The 24,279-nt window shown below is 72.7% G+C and carries 19 protein-coding genes; 8 read left to right on the top strand and 11 right to left on the bottom strand.

What is annotated here, in order from left to right:
• Positions 1-88: 88 nt before the first annotated feature.
• Positions 89-1,615 (bottom strand): RICIN domain-containing protein, encoded by a 1,527-nt coding sequence (locus VFA06_RS09890; protein WP_324840159.1) that lies wholly within the window; start codon positions 1,613-1,615, stop codon positions 89-91.
• 153 nt (positions 1,616-1,768) lie between these two features.
• Here VFA06_RS09890 and VFA06_RS09885 point away from each other — a divergent pair, with 153 nt between their 5' ends.
• A complete protein-coding gene (locus VFA06_RS09885) occupies positions 1,769-2,992 on the top strand; it encodes a hypothetical protein (RefSeq protein WP_324840158.1) in 1,224 nt (407 codons plus the stop codon).
• 79 nt (positions 2,993-3,071) lie between these two features.
• Here VFA06_RS09885 and VFA06_RS09880 read toward each other — a convergent pair whose 3' ends face one another.
• Both VFA06_RS09880 and VFA06_RS09875 read right to left on the bottom strand, forming a co-directional pair.
• Positions 3,072-4,064 (bottom strand): family 2 encapsulin nanocompartment cargo protein polyprenyl transferase, encoded by a 993-nt coding sequence (locus VFA06_RS09880; protein WP_349260136.1) that lies wholly within the window; start codon positions 4,062-4,064, stop codon positions 3,072-3,074.
• A gap of 196 nt (positions 4,065-4,260) precedes the next feature.
• On the bottom strand, positions 4,261-5,679 hold the full coding sequence (locus VFA06_RS09875; RefSeq protein ID WP_324840156.1) for a family 2B encapsulin nanocompartment shell protein: 1,419 nt from the start codon (positions 5,677-5,679) through the stop codon (positions 4,261-4,263).
• Between the two features lie 292 nt (positions 5,680-5,971).
• Here VFA06_RS09875 and VFA06_RS09870 point away from each other — a divergent pair, with 292 nt between their 5' ends.
• Complete coding sequence (locus VFA06_RS09870) at positions 5,972-7,180, top strand: polysaccharide deacetylase family protein (RefSeq protein ID WP_324840155.1); 1,209 nt, start codon at positions 5,972-5,974, stop codon at positions 7,178-7,180.
• 101 nt (positions 7,181-7,281) lie between these two features.
• Here VFA06_RS09870 and def read toward each other — a convergent pair whose 3' ends face one another.
• Entirely contained in the window at positions 7,282-7,938 is a 657-nt protein-coding gene (def, locus tag VFA06_RS09865) for a peptide deformylase (protein WP_324840154.1), read from the bottom strand.
• Positions 7,939-8,087: 149 nt separating this feature from the next.
• Between def and VFA06_RS09860 the strand changes: the two genes are divergently transcribed.
• On the top strand, positions 8,088-8,855 hold the full coding sequence (locus tag VFA06_RS09860; protein ID WP_324840153.1) for a TetR/AcrR family transcriptional regulator: 768 nt from the start codon (positions 8,088-8,090) through the stop codon (positions 8,853-8,855).
• Between the two features lie 94 nt (positions 8,856-8,949).
• Here the strand turns inward: VFA06_RS09860 and VFA06_RS09855 are convergent, their stop codons facing one another.
• From VFA06_RS09855 to VFA06_RS09845, 3 genes are all read right to left on the bottom strand, one after another.
• A complete protein-coding gene (locus VFA06_RS09855; RefSeq protein ID WP_324840152.1) occupies positions 8,950-10,539 on the bottom strand; it encodes an FGGY-family carbohydrate kinase in 1,590 nt (529 codons plus the stop codon).
• 39 nt (positions 10,540-10,578) lie between these two features.
• Positions 10,579-12,129, bottom strand: coding sequence for an aspartate aminotransferase family protein (locus VFA06_RS09850; protein ID WP_324840151.1), 1,551 nt, complete (start codon positions 12,127-12,129; stop codon positions 10,579-10,581).
• Positions 12,130-12,205: 76 nt separating this feature from the next.
• Positions 12,206-12,898, bottom strand: a complete 693-nt coding sequence (locus VFA06_RS09845; RefSeq protein ID WP_324840150.1) for a class II aldolase/adducin family protein — start codon at positions 12,896-12,898, stop codon at positions 12,206-12,208.
• Between the two features lie 209 nt (positions 12,899-13,107).
• Between VFA06_RS09845 and VFA06_RS09840 the strand changes: the two genes are divergently transcribed.
• Positions 13,108-13,755, top strand: a complete 648-nt coding sequence (locus VFA06_RS09840; RefSeq protein WP_324840149.1) for a GNAT family N-acetyltransferase — start codon at positions 13,108-13,110, stop codon at positions 13,753-13,755.
• A 136-nt stretch (positions 13,756-13,891) separates the two neighbouring features.
• Here VFA06_RS09840 and VFA06_RS09835 read toward each other — a convergent pair whose 3' ends face one another.
• On the bottom strand, positions 13,892-14,896 hold the full coding sequence (locus VFA06_RS09835) for an NADP-dependent oxidoreductase (RefSeq protein ID WP_324840148.1): 1,005 nt from the start codon (positions 14,894-14,896) through the stop codon (positions 13,892-13,894).
• Positions 14,897-15,047: 151 nt separating this feature from the next.
• Positions 15,048-17,879 (bottom strand): COR domain-containing protein, encoded by a 2,832-nt coding sequence (locus VFA06_RS09830; RefSeq protein ID WP_324840147.1) that lies wholly within the window; start codon positions 17,877-17,879, stop codon positions 15,048-15,050.
• Between the two features lie 229 nt (positions 17,880-18,108).
• Here VFA06_RS09830 and VFA06_RS09825 point away from each other — a divergent pair, with 229 nt between their 5' ends.
• On the top strand, positions 18,109-18,861 hold the full coding sequence (locus VFA06_RS09825; RefSeq protein ID WP_324840146.1) for a GNAT family protein: 753 nt from the start codon (positions 18,109-18,111) through the stop codon (positions 18,859-18,861).
• A 147-nt stretch (positions 18,862-19,008) separates the two neighbouring features.
• Here VFA06_RS09825 and VFA06_RS09820 read toward each other — a convergent pair whose 3' ends face one another.
• Together VFA06_RS09820 and VFA06_RS09815 are read right to left on the bottom strand one after the other, a co-directional pair.
• The gene (locus VFA06_RS09820; RefSeq protein ID WP_349260135.1) at positions 19,009-19,746 is read right to left on the bottom strand and encodes a CPBP family intramembrane glutamic endopeptidase; all 738 of its coding nucleotides are present in this window, start codon (positions 19,744-19,746) and stop codon (positions 19,009-19,011) included.
• 548 nt (positions 19,747-20,294) lie between these two features.
• Positions 20,295-21,779, bottom strand: coding sequence for a glutamate--cysteine ligase (locus VFA06_RS09815; protein WP_324840144.1), 1,485 nt, complete (start codon positions 21,777-21,779; stop codon positions 20,295-20,297).
• Between the two features lie 251 nt (positions 21,780-22,030).
• Here VFA06_RS09815 and VFA06_RS09810 point away from each other — a divergent pair, with 251 nt between their 5' ends.
• The 3 genes from VFA06_RS09810 to VFA06_RS09800 all read left to right on the top strand — a co-directional run bounded on the left by VFA06_RS09810 (position 22,031) and on the right by VFA06_RS09800 (position 24,227).
• Positions 22,031-22,273 (top strand): hypothetical protein, encoded by a 243-nt coding sequence (locus tag VFA06_RS09810; protein ID WP_324840143.1) that lies wholly within the window; start codon positions 22,031-22,033, stop codon positions 22,271-22,273.
• 10 nt (positions 22,274-22,283) lie between these two features.
• On the top strand, positions 22,284-23,429 hold the full coding sequence (locus VFA06_RS09805) for an SPFH domain-containing protein (protein ID WP_324840142.1): 1,146 nt from the start codon (positions 22,284-22,286) through the stop codon (positions 23,427-23,429).
• A gap of 546 nt (positions 23,430-23,975) precedes the next feature.
• A complete protein-coding gene (locus VFA06_RS09800; RefSeq protein ID WP_324840141.1) occupies positions 23,976-24,227 on the top strand; it encodes a DUF5999 family protein in 252 nt (83 codons plus the stop codon).
• The last annotated feature ends 52 nt before the right edge of the window (positions 24,228-24,279 follow it).

Below are 24,279 nucleotides of genomic sequence, written 5' to 3'. Positions count from 1 at the left end.
TCGGGTTGACGTTCGTTGCGGGTGGCCGGTGGCCGGTGGCCGGTGGCTGCGGCCCGGAACGGTCTTGTTCCGGGCCGCAGCCGCGCGTCTAGGACAGGTTCCAGGTCTGGTTGTCGCCGCCGTTGCCGGGCCACTGGTCGACGATCGCGCCGGTGCTGGTGGAGTTGCCGTAGTCGTCGGCGGTCAGGCCGCTGCCGAGGTTGACCATCAGGTAGCTGGTGTCGCTTGGGGAGGTGTAGGAGCCGACGGCGTCGAACGCCCACTGCTGGCTGGCGGCACTGGAGCAGGTGCCCTGGTCGAGTTGCACGCCGCTGGAGGTCGATCCGCCGGGGGCTTCAAGGCACAGGCCGCTGTTGACGTTCTTGACTGTGTACGCGTTGCCGCTCGCGCGGGTGAGCGTCCACTGCTGGTTGGTGCCGGAGTGGTTGGTCCACTGGATGATTTTGCCGCCGGGTGCGGTGGATCCGCCGCTGACGTCCATGACCAGGCCGCTGTGCGCGTTGGTCAGGTAGTGGGTGCTGCCGCTTGCGGGGTTGGAGGCGCCGTTGGACCAGGTGCCGGCGCTGGTGTCCAGGGTCCAGGAGCGCTGCCAGCCGACGGTGAGCGTACTGCCGGAGATGGTCATGGGCAGCCAGATCAGCGGTGAGGTGCCCAGGTTGCCGGTGGTCCAGCGGTCGCCGGCGTAGATGTAGGTAGTGCCCGAGGAGCCCGGGACGGTGATGATGTTCGCGGTCTGCGAGTTGTAGGTGTTCGTGCCGGTGGGAGCGAAGGTACGGAAGGAGGACCACGGTCCGCTCAGCGAGGTGGCGGTGGCGTAGACGTTGTCGTTGGTGGACCAGCCGGTCAGGTGGGAGCCGAGCAGGTAATAGGTACCGCCGATCTTGACCATCGCGGGGGCTTCATAGTCGGCGAAGAGCGCGACAGAGGAGGCGACGCTGAGGTAGTCGGCGGAGAGGCGGTCGATGCGCAGGCCGTTGGCGCGGTCTTCGCTGAGCAGGTAGCCGGTTCCGTCGGTGTCCTGGAACAGGCCGATGTCGCGGCTTTGGAAGCCGAGGGGCTGGAAGCTGCCCTGGTAGGTGTAGGGGCCGCAGACCGAGTCGCTGACGGCGACGCCGACCTTGGCCTCGGAGTAGCTGGTGTTGTCGATGTGCAGGTACATCACGTACTTGCCGGTGCTCGGGTTGTGCAGGACCTTGGGGCGCTCGACGATGCGGTTGGGGCCGAGGTCGCCGCTGGATTGGCGGGCCAGGGCGGTGGCTTGGCGGGTCCAGGTGGACAGGTCGGTGGAGCTGTAGCAGGGGATGTCCTGGAAGGAGGTGTTCGCGCTGCTCTCCCCGGTCTTGTCCTCGCCGAAGCCGTACCAGGTGCCGCCGACGTTGATGATGCCGAGGCCGTGCAGTTGCAGCGGGTTGCCGCTGGTGTCGTTCCAGGCGGCGCCGGGGGTGAAGGTGGCGGTGGCGGCGTGTGCCGGGGTCGCGGCGGACAGGGACGCGGCGAGGGCGGTCACGGCGGCGGCCAGGAGGGTCGCGCTGCGGCGCAGGCGGATGCGCGTGGAGCTCGAGGCGGTCGCGGGGCTGGGGCTGGGTGCGGGGATGCGTGGGTATGGTGTGATCATCTGCTGGGCTCCGTCGTGGCGGAGGGCGGGCGCGCGTAGATCACTGTGCTCGCAGGTCTGAGGGTCGTCAACGCGTGGTGCCCGGGCTGGCCACGGCGTGTGCGCGCGGGCGCGGCGGGGACGTGGGCGATGCGGCAGGCAGGAGGGTGGCGGATGGCTGAGGCGGCTGGGAGCGTGGCGGGAGGGGCGGCGCGCGTGGGCGCCGGGAAAGTTGCAGGGTGGGCCGGCGGGTTGTCGGTGGAGGCTGCGATCGAGGGCGGATACGCGTCGGGCGGCGGCGTGCCTGAGGGTTCGGCGGGTGGGTTGCCTTCTCCCCTGCTGGAGCGCAGCGTGCGGCTGGAACGCGACGCGGTGCTGATCCTGGATCGCCGGGTGTTTCCGCATGAGATCGTGTGGGTGACGGCGCGTTCGGGGGCCGAGGTCGCGGACGCGATGCGGCAGATGGTGACGCAGAGCACCGGCCCGATCTTCGCGGCGCTGGCCGCCCTGGTACTGACGGCGCGTCAGCAGGCCGGGCGCCCGGTGGCCGAGGCGGTCGCGGCGGTGCGTGAGGCGGGGGCGCTGCTGATCGGGGCGCGGCCGACGAACAACAGCGTGGGTGACGCGGTGCGGGCGGTGCTGGCCGCGGTGGAAGCGCAGGCGGTTCGGCCGCAGGCGGAGGCTTCTGCTGCTCGCGGGGCGTGGGACGCCGCCGGGCTGGTCGCGGTGGTGGAGGATGAGGCGGCGGGCCAGGCGCGCTACTTTCGGCGGCGCTGTGCGTTGCTGGCGGAGCATGCCGCGGGGTTGTTGCCGGACGGCGCGCGGGTGCTGACGCACTGCTGGATGGATTCGTACCTGATCGAGTTGGTGCGGGCGGTGCACACGGCGGGCAAGCGGTTGCGGTACGTGGCCACGGAGACGCGCCCGTACTTGCAGGGCGCGCGGTTGACGGCGCATACGCTCGCCGAGCTGGGGCAGGACGTCACGCTGGTGACCGACGGGATGGCGGCGGCGGTGCTCAGCCCGTTCTCGGCACTGGGCCGGGTGGACGCGCTGGTGACCGCGGCGGACCGGGTGAGCATGGACGGGCACGTGTTCAACAAGGTCGGCACGCTGGGGGCGGCGGTGGCGGCGCACGCGTTCGGGGTGCCGTTCTACGTATTGATTCAGGCTCCTGATCCCCTCTCCCCCACCGCGAAGGACGTGGTGGTCGAGCGGCGCGACGGCGCGGAAGTGCTCTCGGTGCAGGGCGTGCGCACGGCCTCACCGCTGGTGGAGAAGGCGTATTACCCGGCGTTCGATGTGACGCCGCCGCGGTTCGTGACGCGGATCGTGACAGACCGCGGGCCGTTCGAGGCCGAGAGCGTGTCAGGGTATTTCGATGAGGGTGCGGTTTAGGGCGGGTTGAACCGGGCCGGTGGCCGAGGGGCGCCGGGAGGGGATCGCCGGATCGGGCGCGGTCCGGGCCGGGCCGGGTTCAGCGGTCGCGGCGGGTGGCCAGTTCGGCGAGGGTGAGCAGGTCCTCGGCGCCGTCGAGGTCGGGGGCGGCGCGGGTGAGGTGGTCGATGGCGGCGGACATGTGGTCGGCGGCCGCCAGGTGCGCCCAGGCCCGGCCGCCGGCGCGGTCTACGGCGTCGGCGGCGGCGCGCACCTGCTGCGCGGTCATGGGTGCCGGGTCGCGGTAGAGCGCGGCGAGTTGCGCGGCGGCGGGGGTGGCGGAGGCCAGGGCGGCGACCACCGGGAGGGACTTCTTGCGGGCGGCCAGGTCGGAGCCGGCGGGTTTGCCGGTGACGGCGGGGTCGCCCCAGATGCCGATCAGGTCGTCGGCGAGCTGGAAGGCGAGGCCGACGGCGCGGCCGAACGCGTTCATCGCCTCGACCGTCTCGGGCGCGGCGCCGGCGTAGAGGGCGCCGAGGGCGCAGGCCGCGCCGAGCAGCGCTCCGGTCTTGGCCTGGGCCATGGCGAGGCATTCGGCGAGGGTCACCTGGCGGCGGGTTTCGAAGGCGCAGTCCTCGTGCTGGCCTTCGCACAGTTCGATGACGCAGGCGGCCAGGCGTGCGGTGGCCGCGGTGGCGGCCGGGTGGGTGTCCTGGGCCAGCAGGCGCAGGGCGAGGGCGTGCAGGGCGTCGCCGGCGAGGATCGCGTCGGCGGTGCCGAAGACGCTCCAGGCGGTGGGGCGGTGGCGGCGGGTGGCGTCGCGGTCCATGACGTCGTCGTGCAGGAGGGTGAAGTTGTGGATCAGTTCGACGGCCGCGGCGGCGGGCACGGCGGCGGCCGGTGGGGCGCCGAGCGCGCGGGCGGCGGCCAGCACGAGCGCGGGGCGCAGGGCCTTTCCGCCGTCGGCGCAGACGGGGGTGCCGTCGGGGTGTTGCCAGCCGAGATGGTAGGCGGCGACGCGGTGCATGGCCGTGGGCAGGGTGGTCACGGCGGCGCGCAGCGCGGGTTCGACGAGGTGGCGGGCCTGCTCCAGGAGCGCGGTGGCGCGCTGGTCCGGGTCCGGTTCGCGGCCGCCGCCGTCGTGATCATGGTCGTGGTCGGGGGCGTCGAGCGTGGAGGCGTGCAACGGTCAGGTCACCCGGTTTCGGCGCGGTGGGGGCGGCGCGCCGCGTTGAGCGGGTGCGGGCGCGCCGCCGGGGCGGTCAGGACGCGGTGCCGGTCGGCCGGAGTCAGTCGCGCGGGCGGGCGATCTCGACGTTCTCCAGCACGCCCAGGGCGTCGGGCACCAGGACGGCGACCGAGTAGTAGGCGCTGACCAGGTAGGAGATGATCGCCTTCTCGTTGATGCCCATGAAGCGCACGTTGAGCCCGGGCTCGTATTCGTCGGGGATGCCGGTCTGGTGCAGGCCGACCACGCCCTGGTTGTCCTCGCCGGTGCGCAGCACGAGGATCGAGGAGGTGTGCCCGCCGTTGATCGGGATCTTGTTGCAGGGGAAGAGCGGGACGCCGCGCCAGGAGGGCACGCGGTTGCCGGCGACGTCGATGCTCTCGGGGTAGAGGCCGCGGCGGTTGCATTCGCGGCCGAAGGCGGCGATGGCGCGCGGGTGGGCCAGGAAGAACTTCGAGTCGCGGCGGCGCGAGAGCAGCTCGTCGAGGTCGTCGGGGGTGGGCGGGCCGCCGTGGGTCTGGATGCGCTGGTCGTAGTCGGCGTTGTGCAGCAGCCCGAAGTCCGGGTTGTTGATCATCTCGTGCTCCTGGCGTTCGCGCAGGGCCTGCACGGTGAGCTTGAGCTGCTGCTCGATCTGGTTCATCGGCTGGTTGTAGAGGTCGGCGACGCGGCTGTGCACCTGCAGGACGGTCTGGGCGACGGACAGGTCGTACTCGCGCGGCTCGAGTTCGTAGTCGACGAAGGTGCCGGGCAGTTCGACCTCGCCCTCGTGGCCGGCGGACAGGTCGATGGCGGCCTGTCCGTGGTGGTCCCGGGACTGCGCGGCGTCGGCCTGGTAGCGGGCGATCGCGTCGCGCAGGGCGGGGTGCTGGGCGGCCAGGGCGGCGAAGTCGGCGGCGCGCAGGCTCAGCGCGGTGACCGGGGTGGTGGCGCGGGCGGTGTACTCCCAGAGGCTGTCGGGGCTGGCCAGGGCCTGGTCGCCGAGGTGGTCGCCGTCGGCGTAGAGCGCCAGGACGGTGTCGTCGCCGTACTTGCCGCTGCCGACCGCGGAGACCTTGCCGTGCGCGATCAGCAGGATCTCGGTGACCGGTTCGCCGAACGCGGCCAGGGTCTCGCCGCTGTGGAAGTCGCGGCGGGTGAAGCGGTCGGCGAGCAGGGTGAGGGCCTCGGCGTCCTCGGTGGTGCGCAGGGCGGGCAGTTCGGCGAGGGTCGGGGGGATGACGCGGACCTGTTCGCCGGTCTTGGCGAAGCTGACCCGTCCTCGGCCGGCGGCGTAGGTCAGGCGGCGGTTGACCCGGTAGGTGCCGCCGGAGACTTGGACCCACGGGAGCATGCGCAGCAGCCACCGGGAGGTGATGCCCTGCATCTGCGGCGGGGTCTTGGTGGTGGTGGCCAGGTTGCGGGCCGCTGCGGTGGTCAGGGACTGGCGCTGCTGTGCCTCGTCCTGCGCGGGAGCCGCGGCTGCGGCGTCGGTGGACATCGGGTGCTTTTCCCCTCCGGTGTGTCGTCGGCCCGGCCCCTGCCGCCGCGGCGGTGCGGTGCGCGCGGCGGCAGGGGCGGGGCGGCGCTGATGCAGAACTCTGGGATCGGGTCCGCACAGCCCATGCTGAGGCTCCGTCAGGTGCGCGGGTATTACACGATCGAGGGACGGCGGGGCCGCGAGGGGCGCGTATGGCGTGCTCGCGCGCCGTGCGCGCTCGGGGTGTGCTTCCGCCGCGGGGGTGCCGAACAGAGTTCTCTGAAATTTGTCTGAAGAAAGTACAACCGGATGAGTGAACCTCCCGTCTATACCGGACGTGGATCACAGTTCGTGGGAACGGCGGGCGCGCGGCTTCGGGCGAGGCGCCGCGCGCAATGAGGACCTGGAGCGCACCGTCGCGCTCGACGGGTCCCGGGACGGGGCCCCTGACGGGGCGTTGGATCAGACAGTGGCGCTCGATGAGACGCTGCCCGTGCACGCCGCGGCGGCGCGCGGTATCTTCGCGCAGCGCACGGGGCCGGAGGGGCCTGGGCAGCCGGGGTACGGCTCGGGGGCGGCGCGTGAGCCGGCCGGGGACGCGGGGCCGTACGGGCCCGGGGGCTATCAGCCGGGCGCGTTCGGGCCGGGCGGCGGGTCTGTGCCGCGGCGCAAGCTCTCGCGGCGGGTGCTGTTCGCGGCCGGCGGGCTGACGCTGGTGGGCGGGTGCGGGATCGCGACCGCGGCGCGGCTGTCCTCGGCGGGCTCCTCGCACGCGGCCTCGCCCTCGCCGAGCCCGTCGCAGTCGCCGTCCGCGGCGCCGGTCAGTCCCGCGGTCTCCACGACGCCGACGGATCTGTCCTCCTCCTCGGCGGGGCTGGCGACCTCTCCCCCGCCGGATGTGAACAACCCGGGCAGCGGGGTGGACCCCGCGCTGGTGCAGTCGCAGCCGGAGTACTACGTCAACGCCGGCCCGAAGGTGATCGCGCTCACGCTGGACGACGGTCCGAACGCGCAGTACACCCCGCAGATCCTGGACCTGCTGGACCAGTACCGGATCAAGGCGACCTTCTGCATGATCGGCGAGCAGATCGCGGCGAACCGCTCGCTGGTGAGCGAGGTCGCGGCTGCCGGGCACACGATCGTGAACCACACCTGGAACCACGCGGACCAGTCCAAGCTCTCGCTGTCCGCGGTGCGCTCGCAGATCTCGCGGGCCAACGACGCGCTCAGCGCGGTGGGCATCCACCCGACGATCTTCCGGGCGCCGTACGGGGCGTGGTCGCACACGGTGTTCGTGGCCTGCGCGCAGGCCAAGCTGCGGCCCCTGGACTGGTCGGTGGACCCGCGGGACTGGTCGCGGCCGGGGGTGAACACGATCGTGCAGCGGATCATGAGGAACACCAGGACCAGCTCGATCATCCTGGAGCACGACGGCGGCGGGGACCGCTCCCAGACGGTGGCGGCGCTCAAGATCGTGCTGCCGCAGCTGCTCAACGAGGGCTACCGGTTCACCTCGGTGTAAGGGCGGTGTGACGCACGGGGGCGGGTACGCCGCGGCCCCGGATCCCGCTTTCGGGCGCGGGGTCCGGGGCCGCGGTTCGTGGCGGGCGGCCGTGTGGCCGGCTAGCCGCGCAGCGCCTCGGCTTTGGCGGCGCGGCGGGCGAAGACCTCCTCGCGCAGCGCCTCCATCTGCTTGAGGGCGTCCTTGCGCTCACGCTTGGAGAGCCGGTCGATGTACAGGTAGCCGTTGAGGTGGTCGGTCTCGTGCTGCAGGCAGCGGGCGAAGAACCCGGTGCCCTCGATGACCAGGGGGCTGCCGTGCATGTCGAAGCCGCGGGCCACCGCGCGGTGCGGGCGGGCGACGGTCTTGTACGGGCCGGGCACGGACAGGCAGCCCTCGTCGTCCTCGTCCAGGACGCGCTGGTCCGGCGGCAGCTCGTCCAGGACCGGGTTGCACAGGTGGCCCACGTGCCGCACGCCCTGGTCGTCGGGGCAGTCGTAGATGAACACGCGCAGGTCGACGTCGACCTGGTTGGCCGCGAGGCCCACGCCTTCGGCGACGTAGAGCGTGGCGAACATGTCGTCGATGAGGGTGGCCAGCTGCGCGCTGCCGTAGTGCTCCTCGGTGACCGGTTTGAGGGGTCGGTGCAGGATCTGCTCGCCGGCCACGGTGACGCGCAGCACCCGGCCGCGGTCGGCCTCGGGGGCGCGGCGTGGGTAGGACTCGACGAGTTGGCCCTGCACGCGCACAGCGCGGGGCTGCTCGGTCGGGGTGGCCATGGTTCGCTGCTCGCCTTTCTGGCTCGGCCGCGTTCGCGTTCGCGGGCGGATCCAGACAGTATCGTCGAGCGGTGCGCCGCGCGGCGAACCGGCATGGCCAAGGGGGCCGCGCCGGGGCGGGCGGCGGATCGGGACGGGAAGGGCGCGCGATGCGGGAGCCGCAGGGAGCGTGGGCCGCGGACGGCGGCGCGGCGGAGGCTGCGCGCCTGGAAGACGAGGGTGCCCGCGAGGTCGGCGGGGACGCGAGCGCGGTCGGCAACGGCGGGCCTGAGGCAGTCGCGGGCGAGGGGGCGGCGGGCACGCGGATGCGGCGCCAGCCGCGCCAGCAGCGCTCGCGGGCGCGGGTGCGCCACATCCTGGAGGCCGCGGACGCGATCTTGTCCGCGGAGGGGTTCGAGGCGCTGACCGTGCGGCGTATCGCGCAGGTCGCCGGGGTGCCGGTCGGGTCGATCTACCAGTTCTTCCCGGACAAGGCCGCGGTGGTCGATGCTTTGGCGGGCACCTACATCGGGCAGTTCGACGCGGCGATAGCGCAGCTGGTGGCGGCCTCGCAGGCGCAGCAGTGGAAGGACCCGGTGGGCACGCTGATCGACGCGTTCACGCAGCTGTACCGCGCCAATCCCGGCTACGTGGCGCTGTGGTCGGGGCGGCACCTCTCCCCGGAGCTGGCGCGGGCGGACGAGGCGAACAACGCGGCGATCGCGCAGGGGGTGCGCCGGATCCTGGTGCGGCAGGCGGGCCTGCCGGACGGGGCGCAGCTGGCGCGCTCCTCGCAGATCGCGGTGGTGGTCGCGGACGCGCTGCTGCAGTTCGCGTTCCGGCAGGCCCCGGACGGCGACGAGGGCGTGCTCGGGGAGCTTAAGGAGCTGCTGCGGCTGTATCTGGCGCAGGTGACCGGCCGCCTGACCGGGCTCTGACTCCCGCCTGCCGGGCGCGGGCAGGCAGGCCGCGCCGTCGCGCCTGCTGACGCCGCGTCAGCCGGGACGTCAGTGCCGGGCGGCTCGCCTTCGGTTATTCGGCGGCGTTGAGGCGGGCGTAGAGGCGGCGGTTGCGCCGGTGCACGTCCCGGAACGCGCGGTAGGCCTGGTCGTAGACGGCGCGGTTGGCCGGGTCGGGGGTGTAGACGCGTTCGATCTCGACCAGGTCCGGGATCTGATCCCAGGTCAGCTCGCCGAGCGCGACCAGGGCGAGCAGCGCGGCGCCGCGCACGTTGGCCAGCACCGGCTGTGCGACCTGGTGGATCTGCCGGTCAAGGATGTCGGCCATGGCCTGGCACCACAGCTGGGAGCTGGCGCCGCCGCCGATGAACCGCAGCGCGCCCAGGCCCTGCGGGCCGGTGCGGCCGGTGAAGCGTTCGACGGCTTCGAGCATCCAGCGGGCGTTGTGCGCGATGCCCTCGAACACCGAGCGGGCCAGGTCCGCGCGGTCGGTGCTCAGGGAGGCGTTGAACCAGCCGCCGCGCAGCGAGGAGTCGTCCACCGGGGTGCGCTCGCCGTTGAGCCAGGGGGTGAACAGCACCCCGCGGGCGCCGGGCGGGGAGGCGGCGGCCAGGGCATTGAGCTGCTCCAGCGCGGCCTCGGGGCGCTCGTCGTGCAGGACGTTGTCGATCAGCCAGTCGATGGCCTTGCCGGCCACGTCCTGGATGGTGGCGATCCAGTAGCGGCCGGGCACGGCGGCCGGCAGCGAGGCGATGGAGGTGCGCAGGTCGGTCTTCTTGTAGGGCACGTGGCAGCTGAGCCACGCGGAGGTGCCCACGTACAGGTGCGCGTCGTAGTCGCGTACCGCGCCGGCGCCGATCGCGGCCGCGGTGGTGTCCCCGGTGCCGGCCACGACCAGCGCGCCGGTGCTCAGGCCCAGGTCGGTGGCGGCCTGCGCGGTCAGCGGCCCGACCACGCTGGCGGGGGCGAGCAGCTCGGGCAGCTTCGCCGGGTCCAGGCCGCACTGGCGCACCAGCGCCGGATCCCAGCGCACGGCGCCGGGGGCGCGGTTGTCGGTGCACCAGCGCAGTACCGCGGTGTCGTACGCGGCGGCGGCGCGTCCCGTGGCGCGCAGCGTGAGGTACTCGGGCACGTCCAGCAGGTGCGCGGCCGAGGCGTACGCCTCGGGGCGCTCGTGCTTGAGGAAGAGCGCCTGGCCGACCGGGTCCTTGCCGGTCAGCGTCGGTGCGCCGCCGGTCTTGGTCAGCCAGGAGCGCAGCTTCCACGCGTTGTACCTGGTGCCGGGCACCGTGGGCGCCCCGCCGGCCACGGCGCGGCTGTAGGCGGCGCCGCGCGCGTCCATCCAGATCACCGCCGGGTGCGTGGGGCTGCCGTCGGCGCCCACCGGGACGGTGCCGCCCCACTGGGCGGAGAAGCAGACCGCGGCGACCAGCGGGCCCGGGTCCCGGCCCAGGTGCGCGGCGGCGTCGGCCAGGGCCTGCTTGGCGGCGGCGCAGATCGCGCTCCACCAGGCCTGCGGGTCCTGTTCGGCGCCGCCGCCGGGCAGCAGCCGCAGCGGCACCGGGGCCTTGGCGTGCCCGAGAAGCCGGCCGCGCGCGTCGGCGAGCGCGACCTTCGGACCGCTGGTGCCCAGGTCCACGCCGAGCACGAGGCGCGCGGACAATCGCTTCTCCCGTTCCCTCGATCCTGCGCCGGGTCCGGGTCAGACCTGCGCGAAGACGCGGTCGAAGGCCGCCAGGGCCTCGTCGACGACCTCGTCGGTGTCGGCCATGGAGGTGTAGATGCGCGAGCCGGCCAGGGTGATGACCCCTTCGGCGGCGAACGCCATCGACATGTGCCCGAGCATGTCCTTGCGCGGCCCGAGCTCGGTGAAGAAGTCCGGGTTGTCGAGGGTCAGGTGCAGCACCCCGGAGGTGTGCAGGTGCACGATCGAGCCGAAGTTGTAGGTGACGTAAGGCAGCTCGCGCGCCGCGATCAGGGCCTCCAGGCCCGCGCGCAGCCGGTCGCCGGCCGCCCCGGCCTTCTGCGGCGCGCCGGTGCGGTCCATCTCCAGCAGCGCGTGGTAGCCGGCGGCGCAGGAGAGCGGGTTGGCGGACAGGGTTCCGCCGACGAAGGCGCGCTGCCCGGCGGCGGTAAGACCGCCCGCGAAGACGTCCATGACCTGCTGCTTGCCGCCGACGCCGCCCGCGGCCGGGTAGCCGCCGGCCACGCACTTGCCGAAGACGGTCAGGTCCGGGGTGACGCCGAAGTAGCCCTGCGCGCCGCCCATGCCGAGGCGGAAGCCGGTGACGACCTCGTCGAAGACCAGCAGCGCGCCGTGCCGGTCGCACAGCTCGCGCACGGCGGCGTTGTAGCCGTGGGCGGCCGGGTAGGTGCCGGACTCGGGGCCGACCGGCTCGACGATCACTGCCGCGGTGCCCCCGTCCTCCTCCAGCTTGGCCAGCAGCTCGCCGAGGGCCGCGGTGTCGCCGGGAGGCAGTTCGTGGGTGCGCTCCAGGGCGCCCTTGGGGATGCCGGTGGCCTCCAGGGAGCCGGTGCCGGGGATGCGCAGCCCGTAGACGACCTGGTCGCTCCAGCCGTGATAGGCGCCGCCGATCTTGATGATGTGCGCCTTGCCGGTGTACGCGCGGGCGGCGCGCACCGCGGCCATCACGCCCTCGGTGCCGGAGCCGAGCATGCGGAAGCGCTGCACGGCGGGCATGAAGTCGTGGATGAGCTTGGCGAGCTTGACCTCGTACTCGTGCAGCAGCCCGGTGACCGGGCCGCAGGAGGCCAGCAGCTCCAGGACCTTCTCGCGCACCGGGGCGTAGTTGGAGCCGAGCACGGTCGGGCCGCCGGCCTGCAGGAAGTCGATGTACCTGTTGCCGTCAAGGTCGGTGAGGTACGCGCCCTGCGCGGCGGTGATCGCCAGCGGCCAGGGGTCGTTGAGCGCGAGGTTGTGCTGCACGCCGCCGGGGATGTACTGCTCCGCCTCGGCGGCCAGGGCCTTGGAGGCCGCGGCGTGCTGCTCGTACCAGGCCTCGTAGCGCGAGAGCGCCTCGGGCGGCAGGGTGCGCAGCGGGGAGTGCACGAGGTGGTGCAGCCGCTTCTCGATCACCGGGACGTCGGGGTAGCGCGAGATCGCGTACCCCGCGCCGCTCGCGTCCGGAGCCGGAGCGGGAGCCGTACCCGTGCCCTCGCTCGCGCTGGCGTCCGCGGGCCGGGCGTCGCCGCTGCCCTCTGCGGTGTGTGCCGTCTGCGTGCTGCTGCTCATCACGCCGCCTTTCCCGGTCCGTTTTCTGTACTAGGACAGTCTTGGTTTGCACTAGTTCAAGCTGTGAGCTGCGGCTTTACTGGGAGATCTTCTTCGTGGTGCCGTAGCCGGAGGCCAGCGCCACGTTGATGACGTCTTCCTGCTCCTTCTGCGTGAGCACCCGCGGGGCGGCCTTCTCGCCGTCGGCCTTGCCGGGCAGCGCCGCGGACAGGGTCAGGGTGCGCGCGTAGGTCTCGGCGCACCACTCGGCCAGCTCCAGGTGGTCCACGGCCCGCGTCACCGTGCCGCCGATCGCGATCGAGCCGTGGTTCTGCATGAGTGCGGCCTGCTTGTACTGCAGCGCGGCCACGACATGCTCGGCCAGCTGCTCGCTGCCGTAGGTGGCGTAGGGGGCCACGCGCAGGGCGCCGCCGAGGGAGAGCATCGTGTAGTGGATCAGCGGGATCTCCTCGCACACCAGGCCGACCGCGGTGCTGGTGACCGCGTGGGTGTGGGCGATGGCGCAGGTCGAGGTGGCGCGGTAGATCGCCAGGTGCATGGGCACCTCGCTGGTCGGTTCCAGCTCGCCCTCGACGATCGCGCCGTCGGCCAGGCTGATCACGGTCATCTCGGCCGCGCTCAGCTCGGAGATCACCGCGCCGGTCGGGGTGACCGCGACCAGATCCTCGCGGCGCGCGGACAGGTTGCCGCTGGTGCCGATGACCAGGCCGCGCGCGGCAAGGCGGCGGCCTGCGGCGGCCAGGGCTTCGCGTTCTTCGGCCAGCAGCATCGGGGGCACCTCGTTCGCGCTCGGTCCGCGTCGCCGCGGAATATGAACACACGCTCATGTTTGGCTTCGGGTTCATGCTCCGTCGCGGTGCGCCGCGCTGTCAAGACCGCGTCGCCGGCGCATCGCACCGCGCGCCGCCGCCGCACGGTAATCGAGTGGCTCGCTCGCGCGGCGCCCCGGTAGCGTCGCCCGCAGTAAAGGAGACCACCGTGCCGGAAACCGCCGCAAACGCGCCCGAAACCCCGGGCGGGACCGTGACCGACATCCCCGCCGCCGCGCTCGAGTCCGTCCGCGACCTGACCGGTGTGATGATCACCACCGGACGCCTGGTGCTCACGGCGCCGAGTCCCGCGGACGTCGACGCGATCTACCGCATCTGCCAGGACCCCGCGATCCAGCGCTACACCACGGTGCCCTCCCCCTACGAGTACGAGCACGCCCGCGACTTCGTCGAGAAGGTCGTGCCGGTCTGGGCGAAGGAGGGCAGCAACGCGGTATTCGGCTTCTACCACGCGACCAGCGGGCAGCTGCTGGGCATGATCGGCCTGCACGGGATCAGCGGCCCGGAGGCGAAGAACGGCGCGATGGCGGAGATCGGCTACTGGACGGCGCCCGAGGCGCGCCGTCAGGGCTACACGGTCGAGGCGGTGCGCGCGATCTGCCGTTGGGGCTTCGCGCAGCTGGGCCTGGAGCGCATCGAGTGGATCGCCTTCGACGGCAACGAGGGCTCGCGCGCCGTCGCGGTCAAGGCGGGCTTCACCGTTGAGGGCAAGCTGCGCTCCCGGTGGGTGCACCGCGGCGAGCGGCACGACGGATGGATCGGCTCGCTGCTGCCGGGCGACCCGATCCCGCGATAGCCGCGACAACGGCGTGTGGCCCGGCCCCCGAGTGAAAGGGGCCGGGCCACACGCCGCGGGCGTCTCGCGATTCGCTCGAGCCTCGGCCCGGCGCCGCGCAGCCGGCCGCGCCGGGACTGGCCCGGCGGTCGCCCGGCTAGAGCTTGATCAGCATCTTCCCGGTGTTCCCGCCGGTGAACAGGCTCAGGAACGCCTCCGGGGTGCGCTCGAGCCCGTCCACGACCGTCTCGGCGGCCTCGATCTTCCCGGAGGCCAGCCACGGGGCCATCTCGGCGGCGAACTCGCCGAAGCGCGGCTGGTAGTCCATCACGATGAACCCGCGCAGGGTCAGCCGCTTGCCGATCGCCAGGGCCAGGTTGCGCGGTCCTGGCGTCGCCTCGGCGCTGTTGTACTGGGCGATCGCCCCGCACAAGGCGATGCGCGCGTGCAGCCGGGCCGCGCCGATCGCCGCCTCCAGGTGCTCGCCGCCGACGTTGTCGAAGTACACGTCGATCCCGTCCGGCGCCGCCTGCGCCAGCTGCCCGCGCAGGTCCCCGGCGCGGTAGTCGATCGCCGCGTCGTAGCCGAAGCGCTCGGTCAGCGCCCGGGCCTTCTCGGCGCCGCCGGCCGACCCGATCACCTTCGCGGCGCCCTTGAGCTTGGCGATCTGCCCGACCAGCGAGCCGACCGCGCCGGCCGCGCCCGAGACGAACACCGTGTCGCCGGCCCTGAACTCGGCGGCGAACAGCAGCCCGCCCCACGCGGTCAGGCCGGTCACCCCCAGCGCGCCGAGGTACTGCGCGGCCGGGGCCAGCTTGGTGTCCACCACCGTGGCGTGCTTGGCGGGCAGCAGCGCGTAGTCGCGCCACCCGGACATGTGCAGCACGCTCGCGCCGACCGGCACCGCGTCGGAGCCGGAGGCGACCACGGTGCCGACCGCGCCGCCCTCCAGCGGGGCGTCGAGCGCGAACGGCGGCACGTAGGACTTCACGTCGTTCATCCGCCCGCGCATGTACGGGTCGACGGACAGCAGCTCGTTGCGCACCAGCACCTGCCCGGGGCCCGGGTCGGGCAGCTCGCGCTCGACCAGCCGGAAGTGCTCGGGCCCCGGCGTGCCCTGCGGCCGGGCGGCCAGGTGGAACTCGCGGGCGGTGGTCGTCATCGTGGGTGCCCTTCCTCGTGGCGGACGCGGTGTTCCCGCCCGCGATCCCGGGCGCCCCCGGGTCGCGGGGGCCGCGGCGCGGGCGGCTACCGCGCCAGAATACTTCATATCATGAACAGTGTTACCGCTGAACTGCTAGTCGACTGGACTGCTAGTCGGCGCCGGCCGCCGGTTCCTGCGAGTAGGGGTATTCCAGCCGACGGGCGTGATGCCGGCACAGATACACGATCCGCCGATCCTCCGGACGGGCGACCGGCGACAGGCCACCCCACGACTCGGTCGGATCGAGCGTGAGCAGCGCGGCCCGCAACGCCCGGAAGTCCGCGCCGACCTCGGCGTAGCGCAGCGGTCCGCGTCCGGCGCCGTGCAGCAGCATCGGCGGCGCGGCCGCTGACCCGCCGGCGGCGCGAAGGTCGCCGATGAGGTAGGAAGCGGTATCGAGGCTCGCCTTCGTGCGGTCGGACAGCCGCGCCCCGACCGTCGCCATGGCGGGCGCGATCAGCGGCACGACGCCGCCGAGCACGGAGACCAGATGCCGAAGGTACGGCAGGTACTCGCGCAGCCAGTCGGGCATCCGCTCGAGCCGGTAGACACCGGCGTCATCCAGCGGGTGCGGGCCGGTCGGCTCGTACGGCCACTCGCACCACAGCCGCAGCTCGAAGGACTGGCGGCGCAGCACGCCGCCGCGTCCCAGCTCGCGCACGGCGAACAGGCTGGGGCAGTGCACCCCGGCGCTGGCCCGGTCCACCAGCAGGTTGCGCACTCCGTTGAGCGTTGCCAACCCCTGCTGCTCGATGCGGGTGAGGGTGCTGTCCTGCTGCGCGAGCTGCGCGCATATCGCGTCGATCTTCTCCTCGACGATGCTGCCGCGCAGTCCGTCCAGCATCGCGCAGGCGTCGACCTTGACGCGGGACTGGGGGCAGCGCATCTTGCGGTCCCGGCGCGGATCGGTGTCGGTGGCCTCGAGGATCACCTCGGTGAGCGGGAACCAGTGCGGGCAGCGGTGGGTGGCCTCCTCCGAGCACGGGCACGGCACGAGACGCTGCTCGATCAGGCCCGGATACCTGCGCTCCAGGATGTTCTCGAAGGCCTCGGCCAGTACGGACAGGAAACGCACAGGGTGTCTGCCGCGCACCCGCAGGTGAACAGTCGGCTGTTCGCGCCCGTCGTCCGCGATCACCGCCCACGCCGGGAAGTCCGGGTCGCGGTCGTGCAGCAGCGCTCCGTACTTCCAGTGCAGGTGCGTGGTGAACCGGTGCTCCCGGGCGATGAACCAGGTCGGGACGCCGGCCTGGCGCGACTTGAGCCGGTAGGCGATGCCGATCTCCCGGGCTCCGGGCTGTTCTGCCGCCTGCTGCCAGCGTGCGTCGATCCGCCGGGGCCGCGCGTCGCCGAGCCGCTCGACCACGAAGGCGACTTCGCTGCTGGAGTCGGCGTCGCCGATGCGGTAGGCCAGGTCGAACCGCTCCATGATCCTGATCAGGCGGTCGGCGAGCTCCGGCTCCTCCAGGTCGCTCCAGATCCGGTCGCGCTCGGCGCGGGTGAGCACCCCGTTCAGCTCGGCGACGGACCGGCTGTCCAGGACCGCGGTGATGTGCTCGTCGAGCCAGCCCGGCTGCAGGATGATCCGCTGGGACAGGTCCCGGTCGTCCGCGAAGTAGACCAGATCGCCCAGGTCGTGCAGGGCTCGGGCGATGACCTGCTGGTCCTGCTCGTCGGTGACCCCGGCCGCGGCCATGGTGCGCCACACCCTGGCGGCGCTGACGAAGCGCCCGGGCATCTGCCGCACGGCTCCGGCGGCCGCGATCCAGGCGGGCGGCCAGCGCACCCCCATCAGCGGCAGCTTCATCGCCTCGGCCTGGATCTTGACCATGAGCTCGGGGATGCCCACGTGGGACTTCGAGTCGACGTAGTGCGTGCCCACGATCTGCGGGTAGCGCTCGCGCAGGTCCTCGGGCAGGACCGCGGGCGAGGGGTCGTCGCAGTGCGTGGCGACGACGACGATCGGCGAGTGCGGTGCGCGTGCCGTCAGCGCGTCGAGCCAGGCGATCACCTTTCCGTCCTGCCATCGCGTGCGGGCGTTCCACACGAGCAGGAAGAGCGAACGATCCGTCAGGTAGAGCCGTTGTGTCGCCCGATACTCCAGCTGGCCGCCGAAGTCCCAGATGTTCAGGTTCATCGTGGTCGAGCTTTCCTCGGGATGGGCGATGCGCAGCGTCTCGATGTGCACGCCGTGCGTCTGCCCCTCGTCCGGGTCGAACTGCCTGCCGAGCAGGTGTTTGGCCAGGCACGTCTTGCCCACGGCGGCCTCGCCGACGATCAGCACGCGCGACCACCACTGGGGAACGAGCGCGTCAGCGGCCTGGGCGCGCAGGAACGCCAGGATCGCGGCGCTGCCTTGGCGCGCCACCTCGCGGTGCTCGTTGGCGAAGGCCGCGTCGTACAGCCGGATGTCGCACAGATGCGGCAGGCCGCCCAGTTGGGTGGGCAGCATCCTGAGCTGAGGAGTGCGCAGCGCGAGCCAGCGCAGTTCGATGAGGTTTCCCAGCGACGCCGGAAGCTGCGTGATGCGGGGCATGGACAGCAGGACGCGGCGCAGCCGGCGCAGCGAGCCGATCCAGTCGGGCAGCTCGGCCGAACCGGGGTCGTCTTCGAGCCAGGTCAGGTCCCGCAGGTTGCGCAGCCGTCCGATCTGCTCGGGGAACTCGGGCAGCCGTGCGTCGCAGACGGTCAGCGCCTCCAGCGCGACGAGCTTGCCGACCAGGGCCGGGAACTTGGGCATGCTCTGGGCCGAGAACTTCAGATCCTTAAGGCCGCTCAGCTCCTCCAGCAGCTGCGGGAGCATGGTCAGGTGCCGCAGGTCGCGCAGGTCGAGCATCACGTCGCCGTCGCGCAGCGCCCGCTGGATGCGCAGTTCGGCTTCCGCGTATTCGACCGCGCCCGGATCGCTCTCCGCGTCCCGTGCCCCGCCTATCGATGCCACAGATCCACCCCGCTCCGACGGGCCCTCGGCCTGACAGGTTGTCAGGTGACGGAATGGTACGACGTATCTAATGCGCGGTCCGCAAGATGGCGACGCGAGGCGGCAACCGCGCGAGAGACAGCGCTTTGAGCTGCCGACACGCCGCCGAGACGAGCTGACAGGGCGTCGGTTGAGCGTCGGATCGTCGTGTCACTCCCCACAGGCGGCCAATCCGTGCATGATGTGCGCCATGCCAGCACCTTTCACGCTGACCGGCCGCCTCGTGCGGCTGGAACCGATGCGCGAGGACCACCTCGAACCGCTGCTCGCGGCGGCCACCGAGGATCGCGCGTCGTTCGGGTACACCTACGTACCCAAGGACCGGGCGGCCGTGCGCCGCTATCTGGACGTCGCGGGCGAGGACCTTCGCTCGCACGTCGCGGTCCCGTTCGCCACCGTCGAGCTGCGCACCGGCCGGGTGGTGGGCACCACCCGGTTCCGGGAGCTCGAGTACTGGAACGCCGGGGTCTGGCCGCCCCGGCACGGGCACGTCAATCCCTCCGGGATCCCCGACGCGGCCGAGATCGGCTCGACCTGGCTGGCCCCGTCGGCACACCGCACCGGGATCAACGTCGAGGCGAAACTGCTCATGCTCACCCACGCGTTCGAGACCTGGCGGGTGCACCGGGTCTCCTTCAAGGCGGACACCCGCAACGCCCGCTCCCGCGAGGCGATCCTCGCGCTCGGCGCCACCTTCGAGGGGGTGCGCCGCGCCCACTTCCCCGCCGCGGAGGGCGGCGTGCGCGACTCCGCGCTCTTCTCGATCCTCTCCGAGGAGTGGCAGGACGCCAAGACGCGCCTGATCGCCCGCCTGGCCCGCCATGGCGTGCACACCCCGGGCAGCGCTCTGGTTGCGGACAGCGTGCTCGGCGCGGAGGGCGCACTCGCGGTGCAGCCCGCCGGCGCGTGGCCCGAGCCTGATCGCGAGCCCGTCGCCGCGTAAGGCGCCGGGCCCACCCCCAATCCCCCACGCCGCTGCGCCGGGCCGCTCCACAGGGCGGCCCGGCGCCCTACGGCACACCGGACCCCAACCCAACGCCCCCCACGCCCTCACCGCGCGACCACTCGATGCGGCTCGTGCGTGATCGCCTCAGTGCGGCAGCCAGCTGACGTGCCCCACGAGCAGCACATACCCCACGAACGCCACGGTGTCGATCAGCCCGTGCGCCATCAGCAGCGGCATCACCCGGCCCCAGCGCCGGTACAGCCGCGCGAAGATCAGCCCCATCACCAGGTTGCCGACGAACCCGCCGAAGCCCTGATAGAGGTGGTAGGAGCCGCGGATCACCGCGCTGACCACGTCGGAGCGCGCGTTCGACCAGCCCGCCTGATCGAAGCGGCGCAGCAGGTAGCCGAGGATGACCACCTCCTCGAGCGCCGCGTTCTGGAACGCCGAGGCGATCAGCACCGGGATGCGCCACCACACCGCCGGCAGGGTCGTGGGCACCACGGTCAGCGCCGCGCCCGCCGCGTGCGCGGCCAGGTACAGGCCCAGCCCGCTGCCACCGATCACCGCCGCGACGCCCGCGCCGCGCCCCAGGTCCCGCCACGGCTGGGTGCGATCGGCTCCCAGGGTGCGCAGCGACGCCCGCTCGCGCGTGAGCAGATAGGCCACCAGCAGCACCGGGGCCAGGCCGAACGCGATCCCCTCGACCTGGTAGGACAGGTCCAGCCACGGGCGCCCGGGCGCGGCGGAGGTGTTGAGCAGGGCGTGCTGGGCACTCAGGGCCTTGCGGGCGGTGAGCGAGCCCATCAGGTCGATGAACGCCGAGACCGCCGAGCGGCCGAGCGAGACCGCGAGCACCGCGCTGACCTCGAACGCGATCAGCTTGCGGGTGTACTGCGCCGGCCACGGGGACGGTGGGCTCTGGTCCCGGCGCGGGGCGGCATCAGCGGTGCCGGGCGAGGTGCGCGGCGAGGCCTTCGGAGCGTTGTGGGTGAGCGGGTGGCCGCCCGCGTCGCCGGATGCGGCGTGCTGCGAGCCGTCCTGGCTCTCCCGGGCGAGGGGGGCGTCGTCCGCGCTGCCCTCGGTGGCGTCCTGCGTGCCGACCCGACCGTTCTCGTCGCCCGGCGCGCCCTCCCCGCCGCGCGGCGGGGTGTCCTCGCGGCGCGCCCGGCCGTCGTCGGGGCGCGGCGTGGCGTTCTCGAGCGCGGCCATGCGTGCATGCCTCCTGCGGTGCCGTCGGTTCCCGGGGCGCAGTCTGCCACGCGAGCCTGAGCACGCGGCTAAACACCCGACCCACCCGGTGCACGCGCCCGACGGCCGGTTAGTTCGCGCCAGCGCCGCCCACAGCCGCCGCCTTCGCGCGCCGCACGGTCGCCGCCTCTGGCACCGTAGCGGTCACGATCACCGCCGTCGCGGCCGCGGACGTCGCTCTACCCGACCGGCCAGGTGTGCACCGGGTCCCCGGCGCGCGCCAGCTCCGCATACCGCGGCACCATCGCCGCCAGGGCCGCGGCACGGCTCAGGCCCTGCTTGCGCTCCAGGTGCTCGACCTGCTCGATCTGCCAGACCGCGCCGTTGCGGCGGGTGCGCGCCCGCGCCTCGATGATCCCCAGGTACAGGTCGCGCTCGCGCGGGTCGATGCGCCAGCGCTCCAGGCCCGCCGCGGCCAGCGGCAGCAGCTCGCCGAGCACCAGGTCCGCCGCCTCGACCTGGCCGCGCCCCGGCCAGTGCAGCCGCGCGCCGATGCCGTCCCGGGCCGCCGCGTGCAGGTTGTTGCGCGCCGCCGCGAACGACAGGCGCCGCCACACCGGCGTCTCGGCCTCGGTCAGCGCGCGCACCAGCCCGTAGTAGAACGCGGCGTTCGCCAGCACGTCCAGCACCGTCGGTCCGGCCGGCAGCACCCGGTTCTCCACCCGCAGGTGCGGTTTGCCGCGCGCCACGTCGTAGACCGGCCGGTTCCAGCGGTACACCGTGCCGTTGTGCAGCCGCAGCTCCGGCAGGTGCGGCACCCTCCCGGCCGCCAGGGCCTCCTCCGGGTCCTCGGCGTCCACGCGCGGAAGCAGCGCGGTGAAGAAGCGCAGGTTCTCCCTAAACAGCTCCGCCGGATCCTGGATCCAGCGCTCACCGAACCACACCCGCGGCCGCACCCCCTGCGCCGCGAGCTCCAGCGGCCGCGAGTCGGTGGCCTGCTCGAACAGCGCGATGCGGGTCTCGTGCCACAGCCGCCGCCCGAACAGGAACGGCGAGTTGGCCCCCAGCGCGACCTGCACCCCGGCGATCGCCTGCGCCGCGTTCCACGCCGGGGCGAACCCGTCCGGGGTCACCTGCAGGTGGAACTGCACCGAGGTGCACGCCGCCTCCGGCAGGATGTTGGAGAAGGTGATGTCCAGCGGCTCGGGGCCGTCGATGCGCAGGTGGAAGTCCTCCCCGCGCACCGAGGTGAGCTGGTCGTTGAGCAGCACGTAGCGGTCGTCGGCGGAGAAGTTCTCCGGCACCATGTGCGCCGCGTCCAGGGTCGGCAGGATGCCGATCATCGCCACGTGCGCGCCGCAGCCGGCCGCGACCCGGTCCGCGTAGAGCAGCGCGGTGCGCAGCTCCTCGGCCAGCTCCGAGAACACGGAGGAGACCAGCTTGTGCGGGGCGATGTTCACCTCGAGGTTGAACAGACCCAGCTCGGTCTGGAAGTCGGGAGAGGCGATCTGGTCGAGCACCTTGGTGTTGACCATCGCCGGATCGCCGTGAGCGTCGATGAGTACGAGCTCGAGTTCGACGCCGCACAGCTTGCGGCCCTTCTCGAAGCGGTCCTCGGCCAGCATCTTCTCGAGCACCTGCTGACAGGATCCCAGCCTGCTGCGGAACCTGGCCCGGTCCGTCCCGTCGAACCCCAGGTCCGCCACGGTCACGCGCTCGCCCAACCGGCTCTCCCTCCTGCCGCGGCCCGCTCCCCGCGCCCCGTATCCGGTGCCGGGGCGTGCGTGGCGCGCGAGCGACGCCGCAGACGCTGTGTACCTCAGGTACCCGCCGCGCGGGCGGTCCATACGGGCGCGCATGCGCAGGCCGCGGCGGGTTTACGCGGTGCGGGGCAGGCGTACACGCGCAGCGGTGCGCGCGGGAGTAATGTGACGGCACCAGGTCGATTCGGCGCGCGGACGAGGGGGCGAGGGCGGTGCGGGACGAGTCGGCGATCGGCTGTGTGGGTGTGCTCGTGGTCGGTACCCGGGGCCCGGCCGGTCCGGGCGAGGTTCTGGTCAAGATTCGCGGCGGCTCGGAGACCTATCTGGCCTGGTCCGAGACGCCACTGCCGCGGGGCGCGACGGTGTTGGTGGTGGAGTCGCGCGGCTCGCGGACGGTGGAGGTGGCCGAGTGGGAGGACCCGCTCGGTCCGGATGCCGGCCTGGCCGGCGACTAAGGAGTATGCGATGTTCGGGTACAAGGTGCCCGCCCCAGACCAGGCGATGCTGATCTCCGGGGGGCGACGGGGGCAGGGCGGGGCGCCGTTTCGGGTGGTGACCGGGCACGGCAAGTTCGTGCCGCCGGTCTTCCGCAAGGTGCGGTTCCTGACGCTGGCCATGTGCGAGGCCGAGGTCGCCGAGACCTGCGTGACGCGGCAGGGCATCTCGCTGACCGTGCGCGCGGTGATCGCGTTCAAGGTGGGCAACGACCCGGAGAGCATCGTCAACGCGGGGCAGCGCTTCCTGTCCGACCAGAACCAGATGTCGATCCTCACGGGGCGGATCTTCGCCGGTCATCTGCGCTCGATCATCGGGTCGATGACGGTGGAGGAGATCGTCACCGAGCGCCAGAAGCTGGCCACCGAGGTGCTGGACACCTCGAAGGCCGAGATGGCGAAGATCGGGCTGATCGTGGACTCGCTGCAGATCCAGTCGATCGACGACATGGGCAGCGGGTACATCGACGCGATGAGCGCCCCGCACAAGGCGGCGATCCAGCGGCAGGCGCAGATCGCGCAGGCGCAGGCCACCCAGGCCGCCCAGCAGGCGCAGCAGGAGGCGCAGCGCGCGCAGGCCGAGTACGCGCGGCAGACCGCGGTGGTGCAGGCCGAGTACAAGGCGCAGATCGACCGGGCGCAGGCCGAGGCGGCGCAGGCCGGTCCGCTGGCGCAGGCCAACGCGCAGCGCGAGGTGCTGGCGGCGCAGACCGAGCTGGCGCAGCGCGCGGCCGAGCTGCGCCAGCAGCAGCTGGTCGCCGAGGTGATCAAGCCGGCCGAGGCGGACGCGCAGCGGATCAAGCTGCTGGCCCAGGCCGAGGCCGAGCGCATGCGCATCCAGGCCGAGGCGGCGGCCAGCAACGACCGGGTGGCGCTGGACCGGATGCTGATCGACCAGCTGCCGCAGATCGTCAAGGAGGCGGCACGCGGCCTGGCCGGGGCGAACGTGAACGTGCTCAACGGCGCGGACGGCCTCGGGGAGATCGCGGCCGGGCTGGTCGGGCAGGGCCTGACGATCCTGGACTCGGTCAAGCGCAGTTTCAACACGCCGCCGGCGCAGCGCGACGAGCCGATCGCGATCGAGGCGGAGGACACGACGGACCGCGACGAGCGGTAACCGCATCAGGGTTGCGCGCCGGCCGGGAGCGGACGGGATGTACGGCCCGCACGCTTCCGGCCGGCGCGCCTCTTGCTTTTCAACGCGGCTTGCTTTCAGTGCGGACCCGGTTGCCGCGCTCTCAGGGCCGTTGGTCACGGCGGGCGACACGCCGAGCGGTTCGCCCGAAAGGCCCTGCGACCCTGCTGCGCCGCGCGGCGCGGGGTGATCGAAGAGCCGCTCGCGGCGACGTTGCGCGCACGTTCGGCGGCGGTGCGTCGCGCAAGTTTCATCCGCGACTGCGCTGGCGGGCGGCGCTGCGCCGGGTGATCGCGACCGATCGCCGAGCGGTCGCGCGAGCCTCTTGATGTTGCCGGGGAATCGGCGTCTACTGGGTCCGTTCAGAACAGAAACTGGTCTAGCCCATTCGGGCCAGACGGGCCCCGCCCATTCGGGTAGTTCGTCTGCGCGGAAGGGCTGACCGCGAGCCGAATCCCGCCATCAGGCCCGGTGCGAGCGGACACTGGCGGTAGAGGCGAACGACTCGTCCCGAGGGAGGGACACCCAATGCCTGCTACCACATCCGGCGCCGCTCGATCGGAAGCGCTCGCACCGCGCGCCGCCACGGGGACCGCACTTCCCGCGCATTGCCGCCACCAGCCCGCCTGCCCGCCGTCCGACGCCGCGGACCGCTACCGCGCCCACGTCGTCGCGTCGCACCCGGAGCAGGGCTGGTCGCTGCTGTGCAACGGAGTGATCGTGTTCGACGACCTCGGCGCGCTGCTGCCGGGCAGCGAGCTGATACCCGCTCAGCGCTGACCGGGGCACAACGCCGGCCAGTTGCTCGCGGCCCACGCACGGCGGGCCGCGC

This window comes from Actinocrinis sp., from assembly GCF_035653575.1.
Lineage (GTDB): Bacteria > Actinomycetota > Actinomycetes > Streptomycetales > Catenulisporaceae > Actinocrinis.
This window is presented reverse-complemented; position numbering and strand designations above follow the sequence as displayed.